At 57.6% G+C, this 23,202-nt stretch carries 15 protein-coding genes; 11 read left to right on the top strand and 4 right to left on the bottom strand.

Going from position 1 to position 23,202, the window contains the following annotated elements:
- Positions 1 to 84: 84 nt before the first annotated feature.
- Together CA85_RS02255 and CA85_RS25555 are read right to left on the bottom strand one after the other, a co-directional pair.
- The gene (locus tag CA85_RS02255; RefSeq protein ID WP_146389647.1) at positions 85 to 2,262 is read right to left on the bottom strand and encodes a protein kinase domain-containing protein; all 2,178 of its coding nucleotides are present in this window, start codon (positions 2,260 to 2,262) and stop codon (positions 85 to 87) included.
- A 61-nt stretch (positions 2,263 to 2,323) separates the two neighbouring features.
- Positions 2,324 to 3,208, bottom strand: a complete 885-nt coding sequence (locus CA85_RS25555) for a pathogenesis-related transcriptional factor and ERF protein (protein ID WP_246112417.1) — start codon at positions 3,206 to 3,208, stop codon at positions 2,324 to 2,326.
- A 342-nt stretch (positions 3,209 to 3,550) separates the two neighbouring features.
- Between CA85_RS25555 and CA85_RS02245 the strand changes: the two genes are divergently transcribed.
- From CA85_RS02245 to CA85_RS02215, 7 genes are all read left to right on the top strand, one after another.
- Positions 3,551 to 5,686, top strand: a complete 2,136-nt coding sequence (locus tag CA85_RS02245; protein ID WP_186774692.1) for a dockerin type I domain-containing protein — start codon at positions 3,551 to 3,553, stop codon at positions 5,684 to 5,686.
- A 19-nt stretch (positions 5,687 to 5,705) separates the two neighbouring features.
- Positions 5,706 to 6,653, top strand: a complete 948-nt coding sequence (locus CA85_RS02240) for an NAD(P)-dependent alcohol dehydrogenase (protein WP_146389645.1) — start codon at positions 5,706 to 5,708, stop codon at positions 6,651 to 6,653.
- A gap of 170 nt (positions 6,654 to 6,823) precedes the next feature.
- Positions 6,824 to 7,930, top strand: coding sequence for a DUF1570 domain-containing protein (locus CA85_RS02235; RefSeq protein ID WP_146389644.1), 1,107 nt, complete (start codon positions 6,824 to 6,826; stop codon positions 7,928 to 7,930).
- A gap of 33 nt (positions 7,931 to 7,963) precedes the next feature.
- Positions 7,964 to 8,692 (top strand): deoxyribose-phosphate aldolase, encoded by a 729-nt coding sequence (gene deoC, locus CA85_RS02230; protein ID WP_146389643.1) that lies wholly within the window; start codon positions 7,964 to 7,966, stop codon positions 8,690 to 8,692.
- 334 nt (positions 8,693 to 9,026) lie between these two features.
- On the top strand, positions 9,027 to 10,502 hold the full coding sequence (locus tag CA85_RS02225) for a hypothetical protein (protein WP_246112416.1): 1,476 nt from the start codon (positions 9,027 to 9,029) through the stop codon (positions 10,500 to 10,502).
- Positions 10,502 to 13,015: a PVC-type heme-binding CxxCH protein gene (locus tag CA85_RS02220; RefSeq protein ID WP_246112415.1), complete on the top strand. Its 2,514-nt coding sequence runs from the start codon at positions 10,502 to 10,504 to the stop codon at positions 13,013 to 13,015. The genes CA85_RS02225 and CA85_RS02220 overlap by 1 nt, the downstream gene beginning before the upstream one ends.
- 28 nt (positions 13,016 to 13,043) lie before the next feature.
- A complete protein-coding gene (locus CA85_RS02215) occupies positions 13,044 to 14,366 on the top strand; it encodes a Gfo/Idh/MocA family protein (protein ID WP_146389642.1) in 1,323 nt (440 codons plus the stop codon).
- An 80-nt stretch (positions 14,367 to 14,446) separates the two neighbouring features.
- On the opposite strand, the gene CA85_RS02210 is transcribed toward CA85_RS02215, so the two are convergent.
- Entirely contained in the window at positions 14,447 to 15,322 is an 876-nt protein-coding gene (locus CA85_RS02210) for an AraC family transcriptional regulator (RefSeq protein WP_146389641.1), read from the bottom strand.
- 145 nt (positions 15,323 to 15,467) lie between these two features.
- Here CA85_RS02210 and CA85_RS02205 point away from each other — a divergent pair, with 145 nt between their 5' ends.
- The 4 genes from CA85_RS02205 to CA85_RS02190 all read left to right on the top strand — a co-directional run bounded on the left by CA85_RS02205 (position 15,468) and on the right by CA85_RS02190 (position 20,765).
- On the top strand, positions 15,468 to 16,427 hold the full coding sequence (locus CA85_RS02205) for a dihydrodipicolinate synthase family protein (RefSeq protein ID WP_146389640.1): 960 nt from the start codon (positions 15,468 to 15,470) through the stop codon (positions 16,425 to 16,427).
- Between the two features lie 31 nt (positions 16,428 to 16,458).
- The gene (locus CA85_RS02200; protein ID WP_146389639.1) at positions 16,459 to 17,628 is read left to right on the top strand and encodes a Gfo/Idh/MocA family protein; all 1,170 of its coding nucleotides are present in this window, start codon (positions 16,459 to 16,461) and stop codon (positions 17,626 to 17,628) included.
- Positions 17,625 to 18,455, top strand: a complete 831-nt coding sequence (locus CA85_RS02195) for a sugar phosphate isomerase/epimerase family protein (protein WP_222435385.1) — start codon at positions 17,625 to 17,627, stop codon at positions 18,453 to 18,455. Before CA85_RS02200 ends, CA85_RS02195 begins: the two co-directional genes overlap by 4 nt.
- Before the next feature lie 138 nt (positions 18,456 to 18,593).
- Positions 18,594 to 20,765 (top strand): family 16 glycoside hydrolase, encoded by a 2,172-nt coding sequence (locus CA85_RS02190; protein ID WP_186774691.1) that lies wholly within the window; start codon positions 18,594 to 18,596, stop codon positions 20,763 to 20,765.
- A 113-nt stretch (positions 20,766 to 20,878) separates the two neighbouring features.
- On the opposite strand, the gene CA85_RS02185 is transcribed toward CA85_RS02190, so the two are convergent.
- Positions 20,879 to 22,915 (bottom strand): S9 family peptidase, encoded by a 2,037-nt coding sequence (locus CA85_RS02185; protein WP_246112414.1) that lies wholly within the window; start codon positions 22,913 to 22,915, stop codon positions 20,879 to 20,881.
- Positions 22,916 to 23,202: the final 287 nt, after the last annotated feature.

The following is a 23,202-nucleotide window of genomic DNA, read 5'->3' as shown; positions in this document are numbered from 1 at the left end:
TGGAGTCGGAAGCAGACAACGGAGAGACGCGAGTGTTCAGGGAGCGCGAGACGTGGATTCGCCAGCGGGGAAGGGATGAAGGAGCTAGCAGCTTTTTCCGGGCATGAGGATGCCATAGACTTCCGTGATATCGCCATCATCATCGACGACGGGGCGACCGCGTGTAAGCAATGAGCGATAGTTGCCGTCGTCATCGCGAAAACGGAAATGCAGCTGAAAGGATGTCCCCGTTTGTAGTGTTGTTTCGATGACCTCACGAAATGGCTCACGGTCATCTGGATGCATATTCGCCATGAGCTCCTCATAGTTCGGTTCGGATTTGCGCCGGTCACGCCCGACGACCCGAAATGTCTCCTCGGACCAGTGCACGGAATCGGTACCCGGCTCGAAGGACCAAGCACCTAACCCCGCCAGTCGTTGCAGGTCTCGCAGTCGCCGCCGACTTTGCTCTAAATTTCGTTCGACGCCTCGCCTCTCAGAGATGTCGCGAATCGTCGACATCAACATCTCCACTCCGTTGACGTTCACGGTGCGGGCACTAATCAGAACGTCGATTTTGCGGTCGGCCAACTCGGAATTTCGTAGAAACTGAGTTTCAAAATTCTCGATACCACCGTCACGTGTAATTGTATCGAGAAATTGTTCGCGCCGCTGCGAGCTGGCCCACACCTCCAGGTCCGACATCGATCGACCGACGAGGTCGCCGACCTGGTAACCGAGCAGAGTCAAGCACGCGAGATTGGCTTCGAGCACGATGCCATCGGACCATCGGACCAGCAGCCCGGCTTCGGGTGACTGCGTAAAAAGGGCGGAATATTTGGCTTGGCTTTCACGCATCCGGTCGCGCTGGTCCCGCTCCCGCCGAACTCGCACGGCGGCTTCGCAATCGCCCTGACCGGAGGCATCGTAGAGTCTCAGCGACAGATCGAGGTCTCCCTGTGCCGCCGCAAAGCGGGCAAACTCCAGTTGAATCTGCTCCAGCGTCCGTTTGGCGCGAGCATTCTCGGGCCACAGCTCAATCGCTTCGTAGAGCAGGGCTTGTCCGACTCGAAATCGCTCGTACGTTCCCTCCGCGGAGTCGTCGCGTTTTCCCGACGCCTCATCATCAGGCCACACCCGGCGTCGGGATCGGCGAACCAACCGCTCACTCTCTTCGTGGGTGCGATGATCCTTGATCGAACGGATGAACTCCTCGACGTTGGGAAATCTCTTGGCCGGATCGGACTCCATGGCTCGCATCGCGGTGTCCATCAACTCACCGACCACGTCGGTGGACGGAATATCGTTGTGGGCCGCGGCTTGGATACACTGCAACAGGTTCTTTCCGCGGTGCGGCGGTCGGCCTGTTAGGATTTGGTAGAGGATCGCTCCGAGCAGATAGACGTCCGTCAGGATGGTGATCGATTCGAGCTGCCCGATCGCCTGTTCCGGCGCCATGTAGGCAGGCGTGCCACCGATGGCGCTGTTGCTGTCGGGGACTGCTGAGGCGATTGCTCCTTGAGATTTTCCGCTGAGCTGGAGAGCGAGTCCCCAGTCGGCGACCAAGGCCTCACCGAATCGACCGAGCATCACGTTTTCCGGTTTGATGTCTCGATGGACCAAAGCCCGTGAGTGAGCATAGCGAATGGCGTCGGCGACCCGGAGCAGAATGGTCAAGTTCTCCTCCACGCTGAATTGGCTGATCTGTTGATCCCAACTCGCCCCATCGATCCGCTTCATCGCATAGAAAAGATGCCCCTCGCCATCGATGCATAGATCGTGCAGCGCGATCACATTGGGATGGTCGAGCGACCCGATGACCCGAGCCTCGGTCAAGAAGCGTTGACGCGATTGCCGGTCGCTGGCCAATTCGTGTCGCAATACCTTGACCGCGACCTCGCGGTCAATCGCACGCTGGTGAGCTTGGTAGACGATCCCCGTACCACCACTGCCGAGCTTGCCGATCAGACGGTATTCCGCTTCGTCGCTGTTGACGACAGGCGCTTTGCTATCCTTGTGATCTGACGAAGCCAAACCCCAGGAAACGACATTCCGGCCGGGCACGAAACCCTCGTCACTGCGCAGCGAAGCGAAATCGGCGGGCGTGTCGATCGTCTGCTGCAGGCACTGTTCGTCCGAGGCGTCTGCTGACCAGTTCGGGTGGTGCAGGTCAAGGCCGTGGTCGGCAAACGACAACGTGAGTGTCTTGCAGTCCGATGGCATCGCGGCCAAACGTTGCGCCAATGACTCATCATCCGATATCGTATCGAGCAGCGTGGCCATGGAAATCCTTCAGTCCCCGAAAATATCAAACCTTGCCTGCGACCGATCCTGAGGGCGAAGGCTAACGACGCCGCGCGCTCTTCTTGGCGGTTTTCTTACGCCCACTCTTCACTCCAGACTTTTTCTTGACTGGTTTCTTCGTCGCTGCCTTTTTCGTCGTTTTCTTAGCGGTCTTTTTCTTCACGCGTTTCTTCTTAGCAGCCGCTTTCTTAACAGCCGATTTTTTGGCTGTTTTCTTCGTTGTTGTCTTCTTCGTCGCGGCCTTCTTGGCTGCCGGTTTCTTGCCTGCCGCCTTCGTTTGCTTCGTCTTCTTTTTAACTGATTTTTTCGCGGCGCGTTTCACCGACTTCTTGGCTGGCTTTCGAGCCGACTTTTTAACACGTTTTTTGGCCGTCTTTTTGGCCTGAGACTTCTTCGTATTCCGTCTGCTTGATTGAGTTGCCTGCTTAGACGCTTTCTTGCTGCGTTTGGTTCGTTTGCTCCCGGTGGAGCCCTCATAGAGCGCCACAACTTGGTCGCGATCGGTGATCTGGTGCTGGCGTGCCAAAATAGCGAGCTCGAGGGCGTCGTCTTCGCCGTACTTGTTCCAAGCAAAGCTAGCTTTCTCACGTTTGCCAGCTTCGGTCACCCACGACGCACAATACGCGTAGTACTCGCAGCCGGGGTAACGATTGTCTTGAGAATAGGCAACATGCACGCCAACGATGCCGGTTGTGTTGCGTGAGGTGAGTTTGTCGCGCGTCGAGTTCTCCGCGGGCCCCATCTCTTCGAGCAAATCTGCATAGGCAGCCTTGGCGGCGGCGAGAGCTTTGCGTTTCCCCCCATACTTCGAATCGGAGAAGTATTGATGCACGCGATTCCCACTGCGGGCGATCCGTACCATGTACCCTCGCCGGTTCTCGAGGTCGAAGCGAGTGATCCCTTTGGCAACAGTCTTGGTTGGCATAGCAGCGGGGTTCCAAACGGGGGTAGAAAGGCGAATGCACGGCGATTCGGGCGGATTGGAATCGCCGGACTGAGTGATCGATGACCTCCTATTAAAATCCCTCCCCCCCTGGATTACAAGACGTTGAACCTGAGCAAACCCCAACTCGAGAGCCGCCATTGACCGGGACGGGCCGTCAAATGGCTCAACGAGTTGCTGGGCCTAATGAGCGTTTCGAACCGGTTTTGGGTTCCCAGCGGCAGTGTGCGAGCGGACGGATCGAGATTGTCGGCATCGATTCGCGTCCGTTAGCATGCTACGATCGGTCCACCATGACCACTCATGCTCCGCGAGGCCGCATTGATGAACCCTAGGCTACCCCGCCGAAGTCACAGCAACCCCGGCAGCGAAAAACGCCTGGCTCGTCGCCGCACTCTGCGGATCGAGTCACTCGAGTCACGCCTCTTGCTAGCGGGAGGATTGTCGGCACCCGCCCTCGAAAACGCGAACACCGTGCAGTTTCGCTTCGATTATTCCAACGACACCGGCTTTTTTAACGATCACCCTGAACGCCGAGCGTTGCTCGAGCAAGCCGGCCGGATGATCACCGATCGGCTTAACGATACGCTCGACGCGATTCCCCCATCGAACTCGGCGATCCAGTGGGAGGCTCACTACACCCACCCGGCCACGGGCGCGAATACGAAGCTACCGGCCGGATTTTCCGTCGCCGCGAATGAAATCGTGGTCTTTGCAGGGAGCCGCAACCTGCAGAGTCTGGATTTTCCTGGCGGCGGCATGGTGCGAGCTATTGCCGACGGCGTCAACACACCATTCAGCTACTCGTGCCCCGCGACCACGCAAGCACAATGCACGGCGTTTGGTGAGACAATCACGACCCGCGGCGAGGGGGTGACGTTGGGGGCCAATGCAGTGGATTTTGCGCCCTTCGTGGCCTCGCTGACTTTCGATAGCCGCAGCGAGACGATCGACGCTTGGAACTTCGAAGACGGGCCCCTGTTAACCAACCAGGTTCGATTTTTGAAGCTTGCCCAGCACGAACTGGCCCACGTCCTCGGCTTTGGGGTCTCCAGCTCATTCATCGCGAGGGCAAGTTCGGGAGAGTTCATCGGTCCGCAAGCAGACGCAGCCTATGTCGGGGCGGGACATCTACCTCTCAATGGCGGGCACATCGCTCAATCGGTGCTGGATGAACAGCCCACGATCATGACCTCGAGTATCCAGTCCAGCGGTCTGCTCAGTGAAATCGACTTCGCCGTCCTCGACGACGTCGGCTGGCAGGTATTGGAGGATCAGCGGCCGGCCGTCTCAATCACGTCCTCCGCTGATGCGCTTCCCGAGGACGCGGGCGCATTCGAACTCACGGCGACCCTTTCGTCGCCCCATCCCACTGCCATCTCCATTCCAATCTCGCTGCGGGGCACGGCGAAGTGGCAATCGGATGTGGGGTCGACCTCAGGGCGATTCGACTTCGCCGCCAATGAGACATCAGCGACACTTTCACTCAACTTGGTCGATGACGAGGTTTACGAGGCGGCCGAGACTCTCACGATTGAGATCCTCGACAGCGTGCATGCCAAACTTGGCCATCGCTCCCATCTACCCCTGACCATCTATGATGACGACGGTTTTGACTTGGCCTACGTGCCGCAAACCGATCCCGCAACAATCGGCAGCCGATGGTCGGCTCCCGGCGACAGCCAACCGCATGGAATCGTCTTTCGCGCTGGCGCCACGGAGACGCTTCGCGTGCAGGCGATTGGCGCGGATCCGATCAAGGCGGGTGTGCTCTTGTACGATCAAAATCACGACATTGTCGGATCTTACGGAGCAATGGGGTTGGACTCGGCTCAGTTAACCGCCGGAGACTCCTACGTCTTGGTCTTTTACCCAAGAACCACTGCGGACGAATTCCAAATCGATCTCGCGGGAGGACTGAACTCTGTTCCCGCGCGTCACAATGTGCTCTTGCCAGCCGACGTCAATGGCAGCGGTAGTGTTACGGAGGTGGACGCCCTGCAGGTCATCAACCAGCTCAATCGATCCGGCGACGACGCCTCGGTCGACGCCCCTGCAGTGACCGGAAGTGGCTATTACGATGTCAACGGCAACGGCCTGATCACCGCAGTCGATGCCCTCCGGGTAATCAATTTCCTCAATACGATCGCCGTGGCGGCCGAGCCTCTGGCAGGCAGTCTGGTGCCAATCGCAGCGACTGTCGGTCTGGTGCCGATCGGTCAGTCCCGTGAATCGAATCCGGTTCGGGATCCTGAACCGGACCGAGGTCTTCCCGTACCGTCGCAGCAGAACGTCTCACCGCCCGCACCCGATGCAAGCGCCTCCGGCTGGATCGATTGGGATCAGGCGACTCGCACGAAGTCGATCGATCACATTTTTGGCATGTCTATTGCTGCCGACCCCAGCAAGGAATCTGGCCCGTTCGAGGCCAGTGATTTGACTGGGGCACTTACATTTTAGTTCTTGCGAGGATGTTGCGATGCGAGCGATGGTTTATGACGATTACGGGGACGCCAGCGTTCTGCACGAGGCGGAGGTCGAAACGCCAGAGCGAATTCCCGGGCAGATTCTGATCGAGATGCGTGCGGCGAGCATCAATCCGATTGATTACCGGATCCGCAGCGGTGAACTCAAGGGGCTGCTGCCGGGTGGGTTTCCTCGCATCCCGGGCTATGACGTTGCGGGCGTCGTCGCGGATTGTGCTGACGACGCTCCATTCAAGATAGGCGACCGAGTGATGGCTTTCCTCGATGCTGCCCGGGGTGGTGCCTGCGCCGACTTCAGCGTCTGCGCGATCGATTCAGCAGCCAGGATTCCCGATGAACTCTCCTTCGAGCAAGCCGCTGCGATACCACTCGCGGGGACTACATCGCTACAGTCGCTCCGTGATCATGGTGAGATGCAGCAGCACGACCGAGTGCTCATCAACGGTGCCAGCGGCGGGGTAGGCATGTTCGCTGTGCAAATTGCGAAGGCAGCGGGATGCCATGTTGATGCGGTCGCCAGCGGCGAGAATCGAGAGTTCTGTATGGCACTCGGTGCGGATCATTTCTATGACTACGAGCAGGTCGACTTCACCGATTCAAGCGAACGCTGGGATCTGGTTTTCGATGCGGCCGGTAAGTCCGGTTATTGGCAGGCCCGTGAGGTGATGAATTCCGGCGGCCGATACGTGTCGACCGAGCCGGACGTCAAAGGCATGTTGATGACCGCGATGACTTGGCCGCTCTCCAAGTCGGGCACGATCATGCTGGCGCGGCCGCGAGCCGACGACTTGCGTGAGCTGATTCGGCTGCACAGTGCCGGCCAACTGCAGATCACAATCGACAGCCGCTTCCCGCTGGGAAGCCTGGCCGACGCCCATCGCCGGATCGAGTCAGGAGTGGACCGTGGGAAAGTCATTGTACTCAATGAACCGGTTGGCTAACCCCCAATAGGAGGCTGCCCCTTCCGCCGCTGAACTCAAGCTAGGGGCGTCTCGTAATATCAGTCAGCTCCCTGCCCCGAAAAGGGCGGCTCGGTATAATTCAAGCTGGGGTTTGGCTTGCCGGCCGAACAGGGTGTTTTTGTACTGGTTTACTCTACTCAGCGGTTTGCATGCCTTCGCAAAGTCAGAAGTTCGAAGTGCTCGCGTTGGCGTTTCTTCTCTTGTTAGCCCCAAGTGTCCTCGTTCAGCGGGCCGCGGGGGACGAGTTTGTTTTCCGTGATTTGGTAGATGGAGAACCTAGTGGTAAGAAGCATCGCGTCGACGGCGAAGTGGTCGTCGAGGCTGTCGACGGCGGTGTTCTGGTCTGCGGCGATGACGGGCGGATTTGGACGATCCAACCCGAACAGATCGTGCATCGAGAAGCTGGGCCGCCGCCACAACCAATCACTCAGGACGAGATCGAAGAGCGAATGCTCGCTGATCTCCCGGCTGGGTTTACTGCTTTTCGTACCGCCCATTATGTGATCATGCACCAGGGCAATACGGAATATGCCCGCGATGTGGCGATGCTCTTTGAGTCCCTTTATCGAGCGTTCTTCGCGTATTGGAAGAACCAGCACGTCAAGATTGAGCCGCCCAAGTATCCTCTCGTGGCGGTGGTGTTGCACGATCGGGAAGCGTTTCTCAAGCACGCGGGTGCGGAAATCGGTGATACCGCTGCGAACGTGATCGGTTATTACCACCTCGCGAGCAACCAGATGACGACCTACCGGGTGGGCAATATGGAACGCAATATCGCGACCATCATCCATGAAGCCACTCACCAACTCGCCTACAACTGCGGTCTGCAGACCCGCTTTGCCGACAACCCGATGTGGGCGAGCGAAGGTCTCGCCATGTTCTTTGAATCCCCCGACCTGAGTAACCCACGCGGCTGGCGCGGTATCGGTCGGGTCAACCCAGTTAACCTGCGTCGCTGGCGGATCTACCAAGCATCGCGTCCCGCCGATTCACTCGTTACGATGTTCGCGGATGATTCCCGGTTCCGCTCCGCTGCAACTGCTGAGGACGCCTACGGAGAATCATGGGCGTTTACATACTTCGCCATCCGCACCATGAAACAAGAGTATATCGACTACCTGCAGCAATTGCGTCAGTGCAAAGCACTGCAGGAACTCACCGGTCGTGAACGCATCGAGATGATCGAATCAGCTTTCGGCATGTCGGTCGAGGAACTCGATAAAGAATTTGTCAATTACATGCGGCGGGTTCGGTAGTCAATTTTTGCACAACGGCACGGGACCGAAACGATGAGCTCCGAGTTTAGCTACCAAGACATCGCCAAGATGATCGACCACTCGCTGCTAACGCCGACGTTGACAACGGCTGAATTGGAAGCCGGCACGCGACTGGCCATTGCCTATGACGTCGCGAGCGTCTGCATTCTCCCCTACGCTCTGTCTCGTTGCTGTGACCTGCTCGCTGGGAGTACGGTTGCTCCATCGACGACGATCGGGTTCCCGCACGGCGGGCATCATACAGCGATCAAAATCGCCGAGGCCGAACAAGCGATCGCCGATGGTTGCCAAGAGCTCGACATGGTCGTCAACATTTCGAAGGTGCTCAGTGAAGACTGGGGTTATGTCCGATCGGATATTGACGCCGTTGTGCAACTCGCTCATGCAAAAAGTCGGCGGGTCAAGGTGATTTTTGAAAATTGCTATCTGGACAACTCGCACAAGATCAAACTATGCGAGATCTGTGGTGAGTTAGGCGTCGATTGGGTGAAAACGTCGACCGGATACGGCAGTAGCGGAGCGACAATCGCGGATCTTCGACTGATGCGCCAGCACTCTCCGAGTTCTGTCGAGGTCAAGGCCGCCGGCGGCGTGCGGGACCTCGACTCCATTTTGGAAGTGCGCGAGCTAGGCGTCTCACGGGTCGGTGCCAGCCGCACGAAATCCATGCTCGACGAATGCCGCAGCCGCCTGGGGTTGGCGGTTATCGACATCGACGATGTGCCCACCGGCGGCTACTGAGGGAAACGTTCAGCGTCGAGCAGACTGGACCGATCCGATCCGATTCGATCGAGCGCGTTCGTCGCGGTGTCGCGGTTCAGCTCGCTGCATTTTTCAGTCGGCGACGGTTTCGCGCTTCACCAAATCATGCACCGAGGCAATCCAGGTATCCCAGCAAGAACGTGCTTGGAGAACTGGCTGACGATGGCGTGAAATTCGGGGCAGCCCGCTGCAGGCCCACCGGATCTTCCGATTCGGCTATGCTGTACGTTCGACCAACAATCGTCACCTTGGAAAAGTGGCGAGTTTCCCCGCCTTCCATCCCTCCCCTCGTGCGCTTTGGAGCATCTTCTCGATGATCGATCCTCTCGCAATCCGATCCGGCGTCGCTGAGCATCTCACCCGGACGCCGCTGAAGACCAGCATCTATCTCACCCTCTTGCTTTGCTGTCTCTCGATTTCGCCGGCCTCTGCCGCAGCAGACAAGGCCTCCGGAGATCAGCCCCCCCACGACTCGCTGTCGATCGCCAAGTTCGACATCGACGCCACTCCGCCGGTCGGCTTCGTGATGGCCTACGACCGCGTGCGAGCTGTCGGTGAACTCGGACTGCGATGCCGCGGTATTGTCATTCTAGGAGCAGGGCAGCCCATCGTTTTGTGTGCTGTCGATTGGATCGGGATCAGCAACCAGAGCCACGACGCGTTCCGCGAACGTCTCGCTGAAGCCGCCGGGACGACGCCTGAACGGGTTGCCGTTCACACACTGCATCAGCACGATGCTCCGCGAAGTAACTTTGGAGCCGAATCGCTGCTGAATCAGAAGGGTGCTACCGACTTGGGGGCCCACGACGGCCGGTTTGCCCGTCAAGTGATCAATCGCCTGTCAAAAGCCGTGAAGGAATCGCTCGCATCGGCCCAGCCAATCACGCATGCCGGTTTCGGTACTGCCGATGTCAAGCAGATCGCGTCCAATCGCCGTATTCAAGATGCGACCGGCAAAGTGGTAACCAGTCGATACACAGCCACGAAGGATCCAGCGATTCGAGCCTTGCCTGTCGGGACTGTCGATGCGGAACTCAGCGCGCTATCGTTCTTTCATGATGATCAGCCGGTTGCGGTTCTGACCTATTTCGCCTGCCATCCACAAAGCTATTACCGGACAGGGATACCCAGTCCCGATTTTCCCGGGATCGCGCGCTTTATGCGAGGGCAGGATTTGCCCGCAGCCCTGCATGTTCACTTCAACGGTGCCGGCGGCAACATTGGTGCGGGCAAGTACAACGACGGATCCCACCCAAACCGGATGGTTTTGGCCAATCGGATGGCCAACGGAATGCGCCGGGCGTTTGAGAACACACAAAAGTTTGCGATCACGCCGGACCAAGTCCAATGGGCGACCGAACCCGTTCGTCTGCCCGTTGCCTCGCATCTCGATCGTGATGAATTATTGGAATCGCTTGAGAACTGGGACGGGGTTCGTTACTGGGGACACCCGGATAAGCTCGCCTGGGTGCTTCGCTGTGAAAGCGGCCATGCCATCGACCTGGCCTGCCTCAGTGTGGGTGACGTCCGTGTCCTGCACATGCCGGGCGAACTGTTCGTTGAATATCAACTCGCCGCCAAGGCGATGCGACCTGACCTAAACGTCGCCATGGCCGCGTATGGCGATTACGGACCGGGCTATATCGGTACCGAACGCGCCTATGCCGAGGGCGGCTATGAAACGAGCCAATCGGCATCCAATGTAGCTCCAGAAGTAGAGGGCGTTCTCACCAACGGCATGCGAACCCTTCTGAACGCTCCGGCCGCGGATCAGAAGGAGGCCCGTTGATGCGGTTTGCATGGAAGTTCGCACGGAACCGAAATCGCTGGCAGAAAGACGCTCCCACCTCCGCGGCTGCGAAAGCGGTGAGTCGTTACGTTGGATTCTTCGTTAGCGTCGTCGTCGGTTCCATCGGCTGCGCCGAGACACCAGACTATTCGGACGAGTTGCCGCGGATCACTCCCACACCCCCCGTCGCTGCGATCTCTACTCTCGATGTCGCCGAGGGATTCGAGATGGAGTTGATCGCGGCAGAGCCACTCGTCACGAGTCCAGTGGCGATGGAGTGGGACGCGAGCGGCGCGTTGTTCGTCTGTGAGATGCGAGGCTACAGCGAGGATCGACAGCAGGGTATGTCTCGGATTGCGCGGCTTCGTGATCGTGATGGGGATGGCGTCTACGATGAACGCACCACGTACGCGGACGGATTGTTTTGGCCGACGGCGATCTTTCCTTATGATGGGGGGCTGTTTGTTGGTGACGCGCCCGACCTGTTTTACTTCAAGGATACTGACGGAGATGGTGTTTCCGATCGCAAGCAAAGAGTACTGACTGGGTTCGGAACTTCTAATGTCCAAGGGTTGTTGAACTCGTTTCGCTGGGGACTCGATAATCGCATTCATATTGCCTGCAGCAGTGTCGGAGGCAGCATTCGCCATCCGCACGCCGCTGGCGATGACGGGGGCCAGAACATCCGTGGCCGAGACCTCGCTTTCGATCCCAAGACCTACCAGTTCCAAGCGACCAGCGGTGCGGCACAACATGGCATGTGTTTCGATGACTGGGGACATAAGTTTGCGTCTTCCAATAGCGATCACATCCAACAGGTGATGTATCGTGACGCTGATATTGCCGCCAACCCATTCTACTCCCCGCCACCATCACGACTGTCGATCGCTGAGGATGGTCCTCAAGCGGAGGTTTACCGTGCCAGCCCTGTCGAGCCATGGCGGAAGGTGAGGACGCGGCTGCGTGTTTCGGGACGCGCCAAAGGACCGATCGAAGGCGGCGGTCGGGCAGCAGGATATTTTACAGGCGCGACCGGTGTCACCATCTATCGAGGCGATGCATGGCCTGCGAAATGGAAGGGAACCGCTATCGTCGGTGACGTCGGCAGCAATTTGATCCATCGCAAACGACTCCAGCTGAGCGGGTTGGAATTCATCGCCCGTCGAATCGACGACCAGGATGAGTTTGTAACGTCGACCGATATTTGGTTTCGCCCGGCCCAGTTCGCCAATGCTCCCGATGGCACGTTGCACGTGATCGATATGTATCGAGAGGTTATCGAACACCCAGCATCGCTGCCGCCGGAGATCAAGAAGCATCTGGATTTGACCTCGGGCCGCGATCGTGGCCGGCTCTACCGAATCGTGCCAACTGGATTTCAGCCTCGCCCGATCGAAAACCTCCATGCAGCCTCCACCGCCCAACTCTGCTCGCTCCTCGCTCATCCCAATGCCTGGCACCGCGAAACGGCGGCGCGTTTGCTGTACCAGCGGCAAGATCAGTCTGCCGTACCGCGATTGGTTTCGTTGATCGAGAACAGTGCTTCGCCACTTGGACGCATGCACGCGCTCTACGCGCTCGATGGGTTGGGGCACTTGGATGCGGCGACCCTCGATCTCGGGCTCACTGATTCGAATGCGCATGTTCGCCGTCATGCCGTGCGGCTGTCGCGAGCGTTTCAGGACGTCCCCTCCGTCGGCGAGCGGTACGAGGAGTTGGCCGCCGATGAGTCGATCGAGGTGCGGTACGAATTGGCGTTCGCACTCACCGACGCAGTCCCCCAGCGGCGCGTCGCGGCATTGACCAAAATACTCCGGCAGGATCCATCGGACCGCTGGATCCAAATGGCCGTGCAGACCGCGATCGGCAGCGAAGCCAAGGCACTCGTCGAGATCCTCCGGAACGATGAGACACTCGCCGCGCAAGTTGGCGAAGATTTTGAACATCAACTCGTCGCCCAGGTGCAGACCCGAGCCCGCAATCCTGATGCGGCTACCCTCAAAATGGCTGCGAGCACGCCGACAGCAGTCCCGGCGCGTTCTGCTGAAGAGACTGCAGAGCGGGCGGCAGTCGTCACTCGCTATCTCGGTGCCCTGGACCGGGACGGCAACCGAGATCGAGGACAAGAGGTTTTCAAAAAGAACTGCAGTCAATGTCATCGCGTCGACGGGATCGGACACGAGTTGGGGCCGAACTTGGCCGCCATCGCGACGCGGGGAGCAGCGACGTTGATCACCTCGGTGATGGACCCGAATCGTGAGGTCAACCCGCAGTACCTTAACTACATCGTTCTAACGGACGACGCCCGCGTTGTTTCAGGAATGATCGTTGATGAAGGTTCCACCAGCGTGACACTCCGTCAGGCCGACAACGCAACGGAAACATTGTTGCGCGTCGAAATAGATGAATTTCACAGCTCGGGCAAATCATTCATGCCCGAAGGTCTCGAGTCCGCGATTGACGAACAGGCGATGGCCGACCTTGTCGCCTATCTCATCGAACCCGCCCACTAGTATCTCTCGACATTTCAAGGAGTCGAACATGACAGACCATCAACAACATCAACGTGACCGCCGTTTGTTTCTCAAAGGAAGTGCCGCGATCGGCGGCGCCATGCTCAGCCGAACGGTGATGGGTGACACCAGCAGCGAGGCGAGCTCGGACAAGCCGGCGTCAGCGAACGAAACTCAGCGCGTCGCGATCATCGGTGTCAACAATCGTGGCTCGGCGCTCGCTAAAGGTTTCATCGCCAATCCAGACTCGGATGTCGTTTGCATCTGCGACGTGGATTCACGGGCAGCAGAAAAGGCCGCCAACATGATTGAGGAGCGATCGCAACGACGGCCTGAAATCGAAACCGATATCCGTAAGGTGCTCGACCGAGCTGAAATCGACGCGATCGTGGTCGCCACACCGAATCACTGGCACGCGCCCGCCACGATCATGGGATGTGCCGCAGGCAAGCATGTCTACGTGGAAAAACCCTGCAGTCATACCGCCGAAGAAGGCGTCTGGGCCGTCGAAGCCGCACGCAAGCACGATCGGACCGTGATGATGGGGTCGCAGCGCCGCAGCTGGCCGGCGGTCATCAAGGCGATTGAGATGGTCCAGTCAGGACGAATCGGCAAAGCCGCTTACGCGCGAACGTGGTACAACAATCGGCGACCGTCGATCGGTCACGGCAAACAGGTCGCGACCCCGGATTGGCTCAACTGGGAACTCTGGCAAGGTCCAGCACCGCGGCAATCCTATCTTGATAACCTGGTCCACTACAATTGGCACTGGAAATGGCGATACGGTAACGGTGAACTGGGCAACAACGGCATCCACATGCTCGACCTCGCGCGCTGGGGCTTGGAGGTGAACCATCCCAACCGCGTCACGGCCGGCGGCGGCAAGTACCGGCATGATGATGATCAAGAAACGCCCGATACGATGATGGTGACCTACGACTTCCCCGAGTCCAAATCGATTACCTGGGAAGGTATCAGTTGGTCGCCACTGGGGCCGTTCGATAGCCAAGTCGGTGTCAGCTTCCATGGTTCCGCTGGATCACTCGTCATCCTCGGTACTGGCTACACGCTGTTCGACGACCATAACAAGGAAATTGAAACGGTCAGTGATAGCGGTGGCGACACTACACATATCGCTGAGTTCCTCGACTGCATTGAGTCTGGACGACGCCCCAATGCCGACATCGCCGAGGCTCACCGCAGCACCCTACTTTGCCACCTCGGCAATATGGCGTATCGCACCCAGTCGACTCTACAGGTGGACCCCAAAACGGGCAAGCCGCAGAACGATTCAAACGCTCAGAGCATGTGGGGCCGAGAGTATGCCAAGGGTTGGAAGCCCCAGGTCTGAGGGTGGAGCCGATCGAGGAATCTCTGACGTCAGTCCGTTAACAGGAGTGGCGTCATGGGATCCAGGGATGGACGATCTGTTCAATGGAAGTCCGCACGGTATTCGAGCGGTTTCATTCCCGCGATTCGCTTGAACGTACGGTAGAACGTCGACAACTCCTCAAAGCCCGATTGAAACGCGATGGATGTCACCTTGTGGTCCGTCTCACGAAGCAGCATCCGGGCATGGTCAATGCGTAGTTGATTGAGATAACCGAGCCAGGTTTGTTGCATTTTCTGGCGAAAATCGTTGGTGAATTTTCTTCGCGACATGCCGCAGGCGGACGACGCCGACTCCACCGTGAGGGCTTCGTAAAAGTTCGATTGCATCCAGATCACGTATTCGTCAATCACATCGATGTCGACCGCGCCGCCGGTAGCTGACGGATGGGTGTCGTTGGCTCCCCGGTCACCGCCCGACGCCAATGCGAGCCGAGCAAAAATCTCAATTGCTCCCGCGATCGCAGCCAAATTGGATGCGTTGTCTCCGCGTGAGACAAGATAAAGCAGACGCCGCATCCGCTGCTCAATCTTCAGCAGAGACATCCGTTGGCGAGGCAGTTTTCCAAACGGAATCATCTGTTCGATCGATGCACAGAGCGAAATCTTGCCCGGATCAATTGCTAGACCGTAGAGCGAAATCGGATGCCGAGAATCATCGATGACCCGGTGCCGTGTGCCCGATGGCACCAAAATGCAATCGCCCGAAATGCAATTCCTAGGATCGACCGCCTTGGCGGGCCAGTCCGCCTCCACACGACCGCGGCCCTCGCGGATGATTAGCAGTTTCGGAAAACGATGCTGTGTCCCTTCCATTAGAAAGGACTCGTTGTGCCTGCTTTCAAACACCCACATGCCTGAATCGGACATCGATTCGGCGACGGGAACGCTGCGGCGGTAGGATCGTTTGGTTGCCATGCCGCACCATATTCGGCGCTACGTGCCCAAATTGCAAGTCGTTTATGCGCAAAATGCGAGGCAGCACAGGCGGCTACTGGCCATGATTACGGCCGTGGGGATCTGAGCCCTTGTTCCATCGCATTTATTCTGAGGTTTCTTGCATATGTCAAACACTACCGAATCGAATATCGACCGTATTCCTCCGATTCGCAAGCGACGATCGATCAGCGGCATGTCTGCGATCCTGTTGCCGCTTTTGTCCGAAACAGAAATCGATTGGAAGGGGTTTCGAGACCACGTCAAGCGGACTGCCGATGCGGGCTTGGTACCCGCAGTCAATATGGACACCGGTTTTGCCAACCTGATCTCCGAAACGGAGCGTGAGCAGGCTCTCGCCGAAACGAAACAGGTCATGGGTGACGGCGAGTTCGTCGCGGGCGTGTTCGTCAAAGACTCGCCCGGCTCTCCATTTGACTTTGACGCCTATCGGCTCGGCCTGGATCAGATTCAAAAACATGGTGGCACACCCATTCTCTTTCAATCGTACGGATTGACTGAGCAGGACGACGAGCAGATTGTTGAGTCCTATCGACGTATCGGCAATCATGCTGGCGATTTCCTCGCCTTCGAGCTCGGCAAGATGTTCGCTCCTTTTGGAAAAATCTACAACCTCGAGGTCTACGCCGGTCTGATGGGCATTGAATCCTGTCGCGGTGCAAAACACTCTTCGCTGAGCCGAGAGTTGGAATGGCAGCGGCTTTTACTGCGAGACGAAAAACGTCCCGATTTCAAAGTGCTCACCGGCAACGACCTCGCAATCGACATGGTCATGTACGGCAGCGACTACCTGCTCGGACTGAGCACGTTCGCTCCGGAAGCGTTCGCCCGTCGCGATGCGATGTGGGCCAGTGGCGATGCGGGATTCTACGAGCTGAACGATCTCTTGCAGTACCTGGGGTTCCTCGCCTTCCGAGACCCCGTTCCTGCCTACAAGCACAACGCCGCACAGTTTCTGCACGCACGCAATTGGATTGAAACCTCGCTGACGTATCCCGGCAGCCCGCAGCGTCCGGAGTCAGACGTCGCTTTGCTAAGAGATATCCTGCAACGCCTCTCTTCCTAATTCACCACTACCGACTGCAAGCTTTGATCTAATGAAAACAATAACCATTGCCATGCACGGTGTGACCGGGCGTATGGGCACCAATCAACATTACGTTCGCTCGATCCTCGCGATCATGAAGGAGGGGGGCGTGGCTTTGCCCGGCGGCGGACGCGTCGCTGTCAAACCCATTCTGCTGGGGCGAAACGAGTCGCGTTTGCGGCATCTCGCCGAGACCGTGGCTCAGCATGAGATCGGCGAATCGGTCGCCTGGTCGACCGATGTCGACGCCGTCATCTCCGATCCGGCGACAGATATCGTCTTCGATAGTTCGAGCACACAGATGCGATCATCGATTGTCCGCAAAGCGATCGCGAACCAAAAAGCTGTCTACTGTGAAAAACCAATCGCCGTCGACGCCGATGACGCGTTCCGGCTTGCCAGCGAATGCGAAGCTGCCGGGGTCAAAAATGGCGTCGTGCAAGACAAGCTTTGGTTGCCTGGAATTCGAAAGTTGCGAATGCTTCGCGATCAAGGATTCTTTGGCGACATCCTGAGCGTACGAGGCGAGTTCGGATACTGGGTCTTTGCGGGAGACCAGCCCAACCAACCGACCCAGCGTCCGTCGTGGAACTATCGCAGCGAGGATGGTGGCGGCATGATGATCGATATGTTCTGTCATTGGCAGTACCTGATCAATGACCTCTTCGGCCCCGTGGACCGAATGCTGGCCCATGCGACCACCGACCTCCCCGCCCGGATCGATGAGTCAGGGGAACCCTACACCTGTACCGCTGACGATTCAGCCTATGCGTTGTTCCTGCTCGAGAGCGGAGTCACCTGTCAATTCAACAGCTCTTGGGCGACCCGGGTTCGCCGGGATGATCTGTTGACGGTCCAAGTCGATGGGACGAGGGGATCGGCAGTGGCCGGTCTACGCGAATGCTGGACGCAAAGCCTCGCGGCCACACCGCGACCGGTGTGGAACCCTGATATCGCCCAGCCCATCGATTTCTATGAGAGTTGGCAACAACTGCCCGATGCCACCGATTACGACAACGCGTTCAAAATTCAGTGGGAACTCTTTCTTCGTCATGTTGTCGCAGGAGATGAGTTTCCCTGGACACTGAGAAGCGGAGCCGAGGGTGTCGCTTTCGCCAATGCCGGCGAAACCTCCGCTCGTGAACAGAAATGGGTTACCATCGACAATCAGAGATCATGATGACGAAGAGCTCTCGATGCCACCGTTTGGCCGTCCACACCCAGACCACGAAACCTTTATCCCTGGCCGCCGCATCCGCCGCATATGCCCAACGCGGGATTGAGGGGATCAGTGTGTGGGTGGAAGCGCTCGAGGGTCTGACAACGCCTCAAGCGAAACAGATTATTGATGATTTTGGATTGCAGGTTCCTGCCCTGGTGCGCGGTGGTTTCTTTTGCGCGGCCAGTCTCTCAGAGCGAGAGAGCCGGATCGAGAACAATCGGCGGCTGATTGAAACCGCCGCTGGATTGGACGCGGAAATGCTCGTGCTCGTTGTCGGAGCGCTACCGGGTGAATCACTGGAAACCCAGAGAGGCTGGGTCCGTGATGGAATCGAGCACCTGCTCGCTGATGCGGAGGCTGCCAACGTCAAGCTCGCGATCGAACCGCTCCACCCGATGTACGCGGCCGACAAAAGTTGTATCAACCGCATCGCGGAAGCTCGTCAGATCTGCGACGCGCTCGACCATCCCGCTGTGGGTGTCGCTGTGGATGTCTATCACGTCTGGTGGGATCCGGACCTGAGTCGCGAGATCTGCCTGCTCGGCACCAAGAACCAAATCTTTGCGTTCCATCTGTGTGATTGGCGAGTACCCACGCGAGATCTGCTGACCGATCGAGCCTTGATGGGCGATGGCTGCATCGATCTCAAACGTCTCCGCCGCGAGGTCGAGGCGGCAGGGTTCCAGGGCTGGAATGAGGTAGAGATTTTTTCCGAACAGCACTGGGCGGAAGATCAAAATGCCTTTCTCGATCAAATCGTAGAGAGATACAACCACGTGTGCTGAGCAGGCCGCCATCACGGTCGATGTTCCTGCCGCAATCGCATTCAGCATGGTTGTTCGACTCGCGCTCATGGTTCGGCTAGAATCGCCTCCTGACGCGAGTCGTAAGTTCAGCATGAAAAAAGGTCTTCTAGCATGACGATGTTTCGTATTTTTTTCTGCACGGCGGTAGTGCTCTGTCCCGCCGTACTGCCCCGTTCAGTCTCACCAACGCGTGGCTTGGTTGCCCAGGAATCGTCAGGTGAGACTGCCGGAGCCGACGAGATCACCGACTGGGCACGCCGCGATTTTTGGCGAACCACCGGTGACAAGCCTGTTTCGGACGGGTGGCAGTTTCAGGATGGTGCCATCACCCTTGCCAAGCCTCGCGAAGGCGGCAGCATTGTCACACCTCCTCTACCATCACACTTCGAACTCGACTGGCAATGGAAGATTGAAGAGGGAGTGAACAGTGGTCTGAAGTACCGTGTCCGTCGGTTCGGAAAGCATCTGTTTAGCAATCGCTTACTCGGACTTGAGTACCAGATTATCGACAGCCAGCCCGATAGCACGTCGAAAGGATCCACCGCGTCGATTTATGACCTCGTTGGCCCCACGAAGGAGAAAACGCTGAATCCGCCGGGCCAGTGGAACCATTCAAAAATTGTAGCGGTCGGTGACAAGATTGAGCATTTTCTCAATGGCGAACGGGTTGCCGCTGCGATCACGTCTGGGCCCGAGTGGGAAACGGCGATCGCGTTGAGCAAGTTCTATGGAAGTTCGGATTTCGGACGCCCCCAAACAGGCGACCGTTTTATGTTGACCGACCACGGCGGCAAAATCACCTACAAGGACTTTCAGTTCGTCGCTCGCGAGGCGGTTGAGTCCTCTCAGGAAACTCGCCAGGGACCTTTTCTGGCTAACGCGACGCGAAATAGCTGGGCCGATCAAAATAGCATCGTTATCTGGACGCGAACGACACGTAATCAAGAGATGCTCGTCGATGGCAAGCCGTTCGTTCAGATCGATAGGAAAAGAGCCGGCCAGCTCGCGAAGATAAAGGACGCTGACAAACTGCTCGGCGTGCAGCTGCCCGAGGACGCTTCGCTCGACCAAATGTTCGGAGCTTGCCCTGGCGAAGCGGGCAAGGTGCGATTGACCTACTTCCCCAACCAAAAGCGGAATGCCGCGAAATCGACACAGTGGACAACAACAGACGCTGAGAGCGACTTCACCGCCCAGTGGAAGCTCGAGGGGCTCCGACCCGATACGAAGTACGCAACGGTTGTCGAAGCACAAACGGTCGATGGGCGTCCATCGGCGGTGCTGCGTGGCTCGTTCCGGACGGCTCCCAACCCGACCGAGCCGGAAGATCTGAAGTTCTGTATCACGACGTGTCACGACTTCATCCGTCGCGACGATGGGCTGCAAGGTCATCAGATCTATCCCGCGATGAACCAGATACAACCCGATTTCATCGTGCATGCAGGTGATATCGAGTACTACGATAAACCCGACCCGTGGGCCCTGACGAAGCCCCTGATGCGATTCAAATGGGGACGCATCTTCTCGCTGCCCAGCAATCGTGATTTCTACAATCGAACAACCACTTATTTCATCAAAGACGATCACGACACGTTGGCGGACGATTCCTGGCCCGGGCGTACCTACGGTGCCGTGACCTTTGCCGAAGGTGTCAAGCTGTTCAATGAGGAACAATTCCCTAGCAAGGATGATCGCTACAAGACGATTCGGTGGGGACGCGATCTGCAGATTTGGATTCTCGAGGGTCGCGACTATCGAAGCCCCAATGACATGCCGGATGGACCCGAGAAGACCATTCTCGGTGAACAGCAAAAAGCTTGGCTCTTCCAAACACTGGATGAATCCGATGCTCGATTCAAATTAATCTGCAGCCCGACGCCGATCGTTGGTCCGGATCGCGCGAACAAGAAAGACAATCATGCCAATGAAATTTTCGCCCATGAGGGCCGCCAACTTCGAGAGAAGCTCAGTTCGGTTCCCGGTGTGATCGTGTTCTGCGGCGACCGCCACTGGCAATACGCTTCCGTCGATGAAGCGACGAACCTTTGGGAGTTCGGTTGCGGCCCTGGTAGCGAGAAACACCAATTCGGGTGGAAGCCGGGTGATGAACGCCCGGTTCATCGCTTCCTCCGCGTCAAAGGCGGGTTTCTCTCAGGTGAATTGGCTTATCGAGACGAAGACGAACCGTCCACCCTGACGATCCGGCACCATCGCGTGACGGGCGAGAAGGTCAGCGAGTTTGAATTCCCCACATCAATACCTGAGACGGCCAACGACGACAGCAATTAGCTCCGCGGTGTCAGCGGTGAGCTTCACGCGTCTTGGCCTGAAGGCAGCGTTAGACGATCGAATCGCTTCCCAGCCCAGTCAACTGGGCTGGGTTCGCTTTCGAACGTATCCGGTCAATCTGCCGATTGTGACTTCGGTCCCGGTGTCAGATTCTCAATCAGGTAACGAATGATCAACATCCTTAGATGCACCTGAGTTCCCGTTCCCTCACGCATGCCATGGTCGCGATTGGGGTAGACCATGTAGTCGAACGGTTTGCGAAGCTCAATCAGGCGATCGACCAAGCCTTCGATAATCTGGATGTGAGTGTTGGTTTCACCAGTTCCGGTAATCATCAATAGCTTGCCCTCGAGCCCCTCGGCAAAGTTGATCGGGGCGGAGCGTTCATAGCCCTCAGGATTCACCTCGCGAGTCCGCATGTATATCTCCTGAAACCAAGCGTTGTAGAGGTGTGGTTGAGGCTTGGGAACGACTGCGATGCCCACATCGTACAGGTCGCTCTGACGGAACAAGGCATTGAGCGTATTGGAACCACCACCACTCCATCCCCAGATCCCCACCCGCGAAACATCAACGTAAGGTCGCATGCGGCCCAATTCTTTCAGTGCCGCGGCTTGTTCTTCGGTCGAGAGTGGCCCCAGGCTGCCGAATATGCTACGCCGCCATGCCGCGCCCTTTGGCGCCGGAGTACCTCGGTTGTCAATCGAGACGACAAGGTATCCCATGTCAGCGACGACGCGGCTGAAGTCGATTTGTGCAACGCCCCATTTGTCTAGCACTGTCTGAGCATAAGGTTCACCGTACACATAGACGAACACAGGATACTTCTTGGTTTCATCGAAGTCCTTTGGTTTGATCATCCAGGCATCGAGTGAAATATCGTTACCGATATCGATCTGCAGAAATTCAGTCGGATGCGAAACGATCTTCTTCATCTTCGCTTTCAGCTCGGCTTGATCCTCGAGCACGCGAATGACTTGGTGGGTGGGCAATTCGACAAGGTCGACGACAGGCGGCGAGTCCAGCGTCGAGAATGTATGAAAAGCAAGACTCGCGTCGGGCGAGAAGTCGTATTCGTGCGTACCCGCTGGCTCCGAGGGAGTGATTCGCTGCAGTGTGCCCGTTCCATCCAGAGGCACGCTGTACAGATACTTCTGCGTCGCATTATCCGGCGACGCATAGAAGTAAAGTTGGTTTGTATTCTCATCGGCCACGGCCCGATCGATGATGTCGTACTCGCCTGGAGTCAACACCGCTAGCTCCTCACCCTCGCGAGAGTACAGGAACGCATGTCGCCAGCCATCCTTTTCGCTGTAGACGACGAACGCACTGCCGTCGCGAATCCAATCCAAACCGGAGCTGATCTCCTGGCTCCCGATTGCCCACGCCGAATTAGTCTCACTGTAGATGCGTTTCGCATCACCCTCGATGGGAACAAGGTAGAACTCACGTGTGTCGCGAAACCGGCTCAGTGTTTCAACGAGCACTTCCTCCGAGTTACCAGCCCATTCCACTTGACCGAGATAGAATCCCTCCTCAGGTTCGTCGATGGGCAACCAATGCACTTCGCCACCGCTCGAATCCACGACACCAGCGCGCAGCGAAGGGATTTTCCCGCCTACTCTGGCAAAGCGGACCTCCTGCACGTCGGGATAGCTGGGGTCGCTGGGAAGCAGCACAGAACGTTGTCGCACGTCGGTCGAATCGGATTCGACGAACAAAACATGTTGTCCATCGGGACTCCACATCGGATTGCGATATCGGATATCCCGATCACTGGGTCGTTTCATCAAAACCGTGCGATCTCCGCTTTCGAGATCGCGCACAGAGAGGTTTCCCTTCCGGAACGCGATTACTCGGTCTCCACTCGGTGAGAGATAGCGTTCTCGAGTTGGGATCGTGTCGCTCGACGATTGCATGCGAGTTCGCTCGCCGCTCTGAGCGTCGTACTTCCACTCAACCATCTTGTCCGTCTCGGGTTCACGCTCCCGCATCGTGTATCCGGAACTGTCGGGGAGCCACTGCGCGTTGAACGGAACCGGGCTTAACTCACCGTCCTCGTAGATGGCCTTCAACCGTGGTATCGCCTCGTCGACCCAGTCCGAACTGGGGGAACCTTGCGCGTAGATCGTTCCAGAACCGCACGACATACAGAGCATCGAGCTGAGGACCAAGGACGAGCGTTTCAAGTGTCTTAGCATGGTGTCGTGATCGTTTCGCAAGCGTACTGGGAAAAGGGGGGGCTGCTGCGTGACTGGACTCTCAACGTGAGCATGACTCGAGGCCGCGTCGCAGCAGACGACCGCAGGTTATACACGGATTCTGGCCGGAGCCTGGGCCAGGGATAAGTGAAATCATAGTTTGCAACGCGCGCTAAAAGGGCATCTCCGCGAGGCACCAAGAGCAACCAGAGTTAGGCTTCCTTCAGTCGATCACT

The organism is Allorhodopirellula solitaria, assembly GCF_007859855.1.
GTDB classification, from domain to species: domain Bacteria; phylum Planctomycetota; class Planctomycetia; order Pirellulales; family Pirellulaceae; genus Rhodopirellula; species Rhodopirellula solitaria.
The sequence above is the reverse complement of the archived record's forward strand: the minus strand, read 5'-3'. Positions and strand labels throughout refer to the sequence as shown.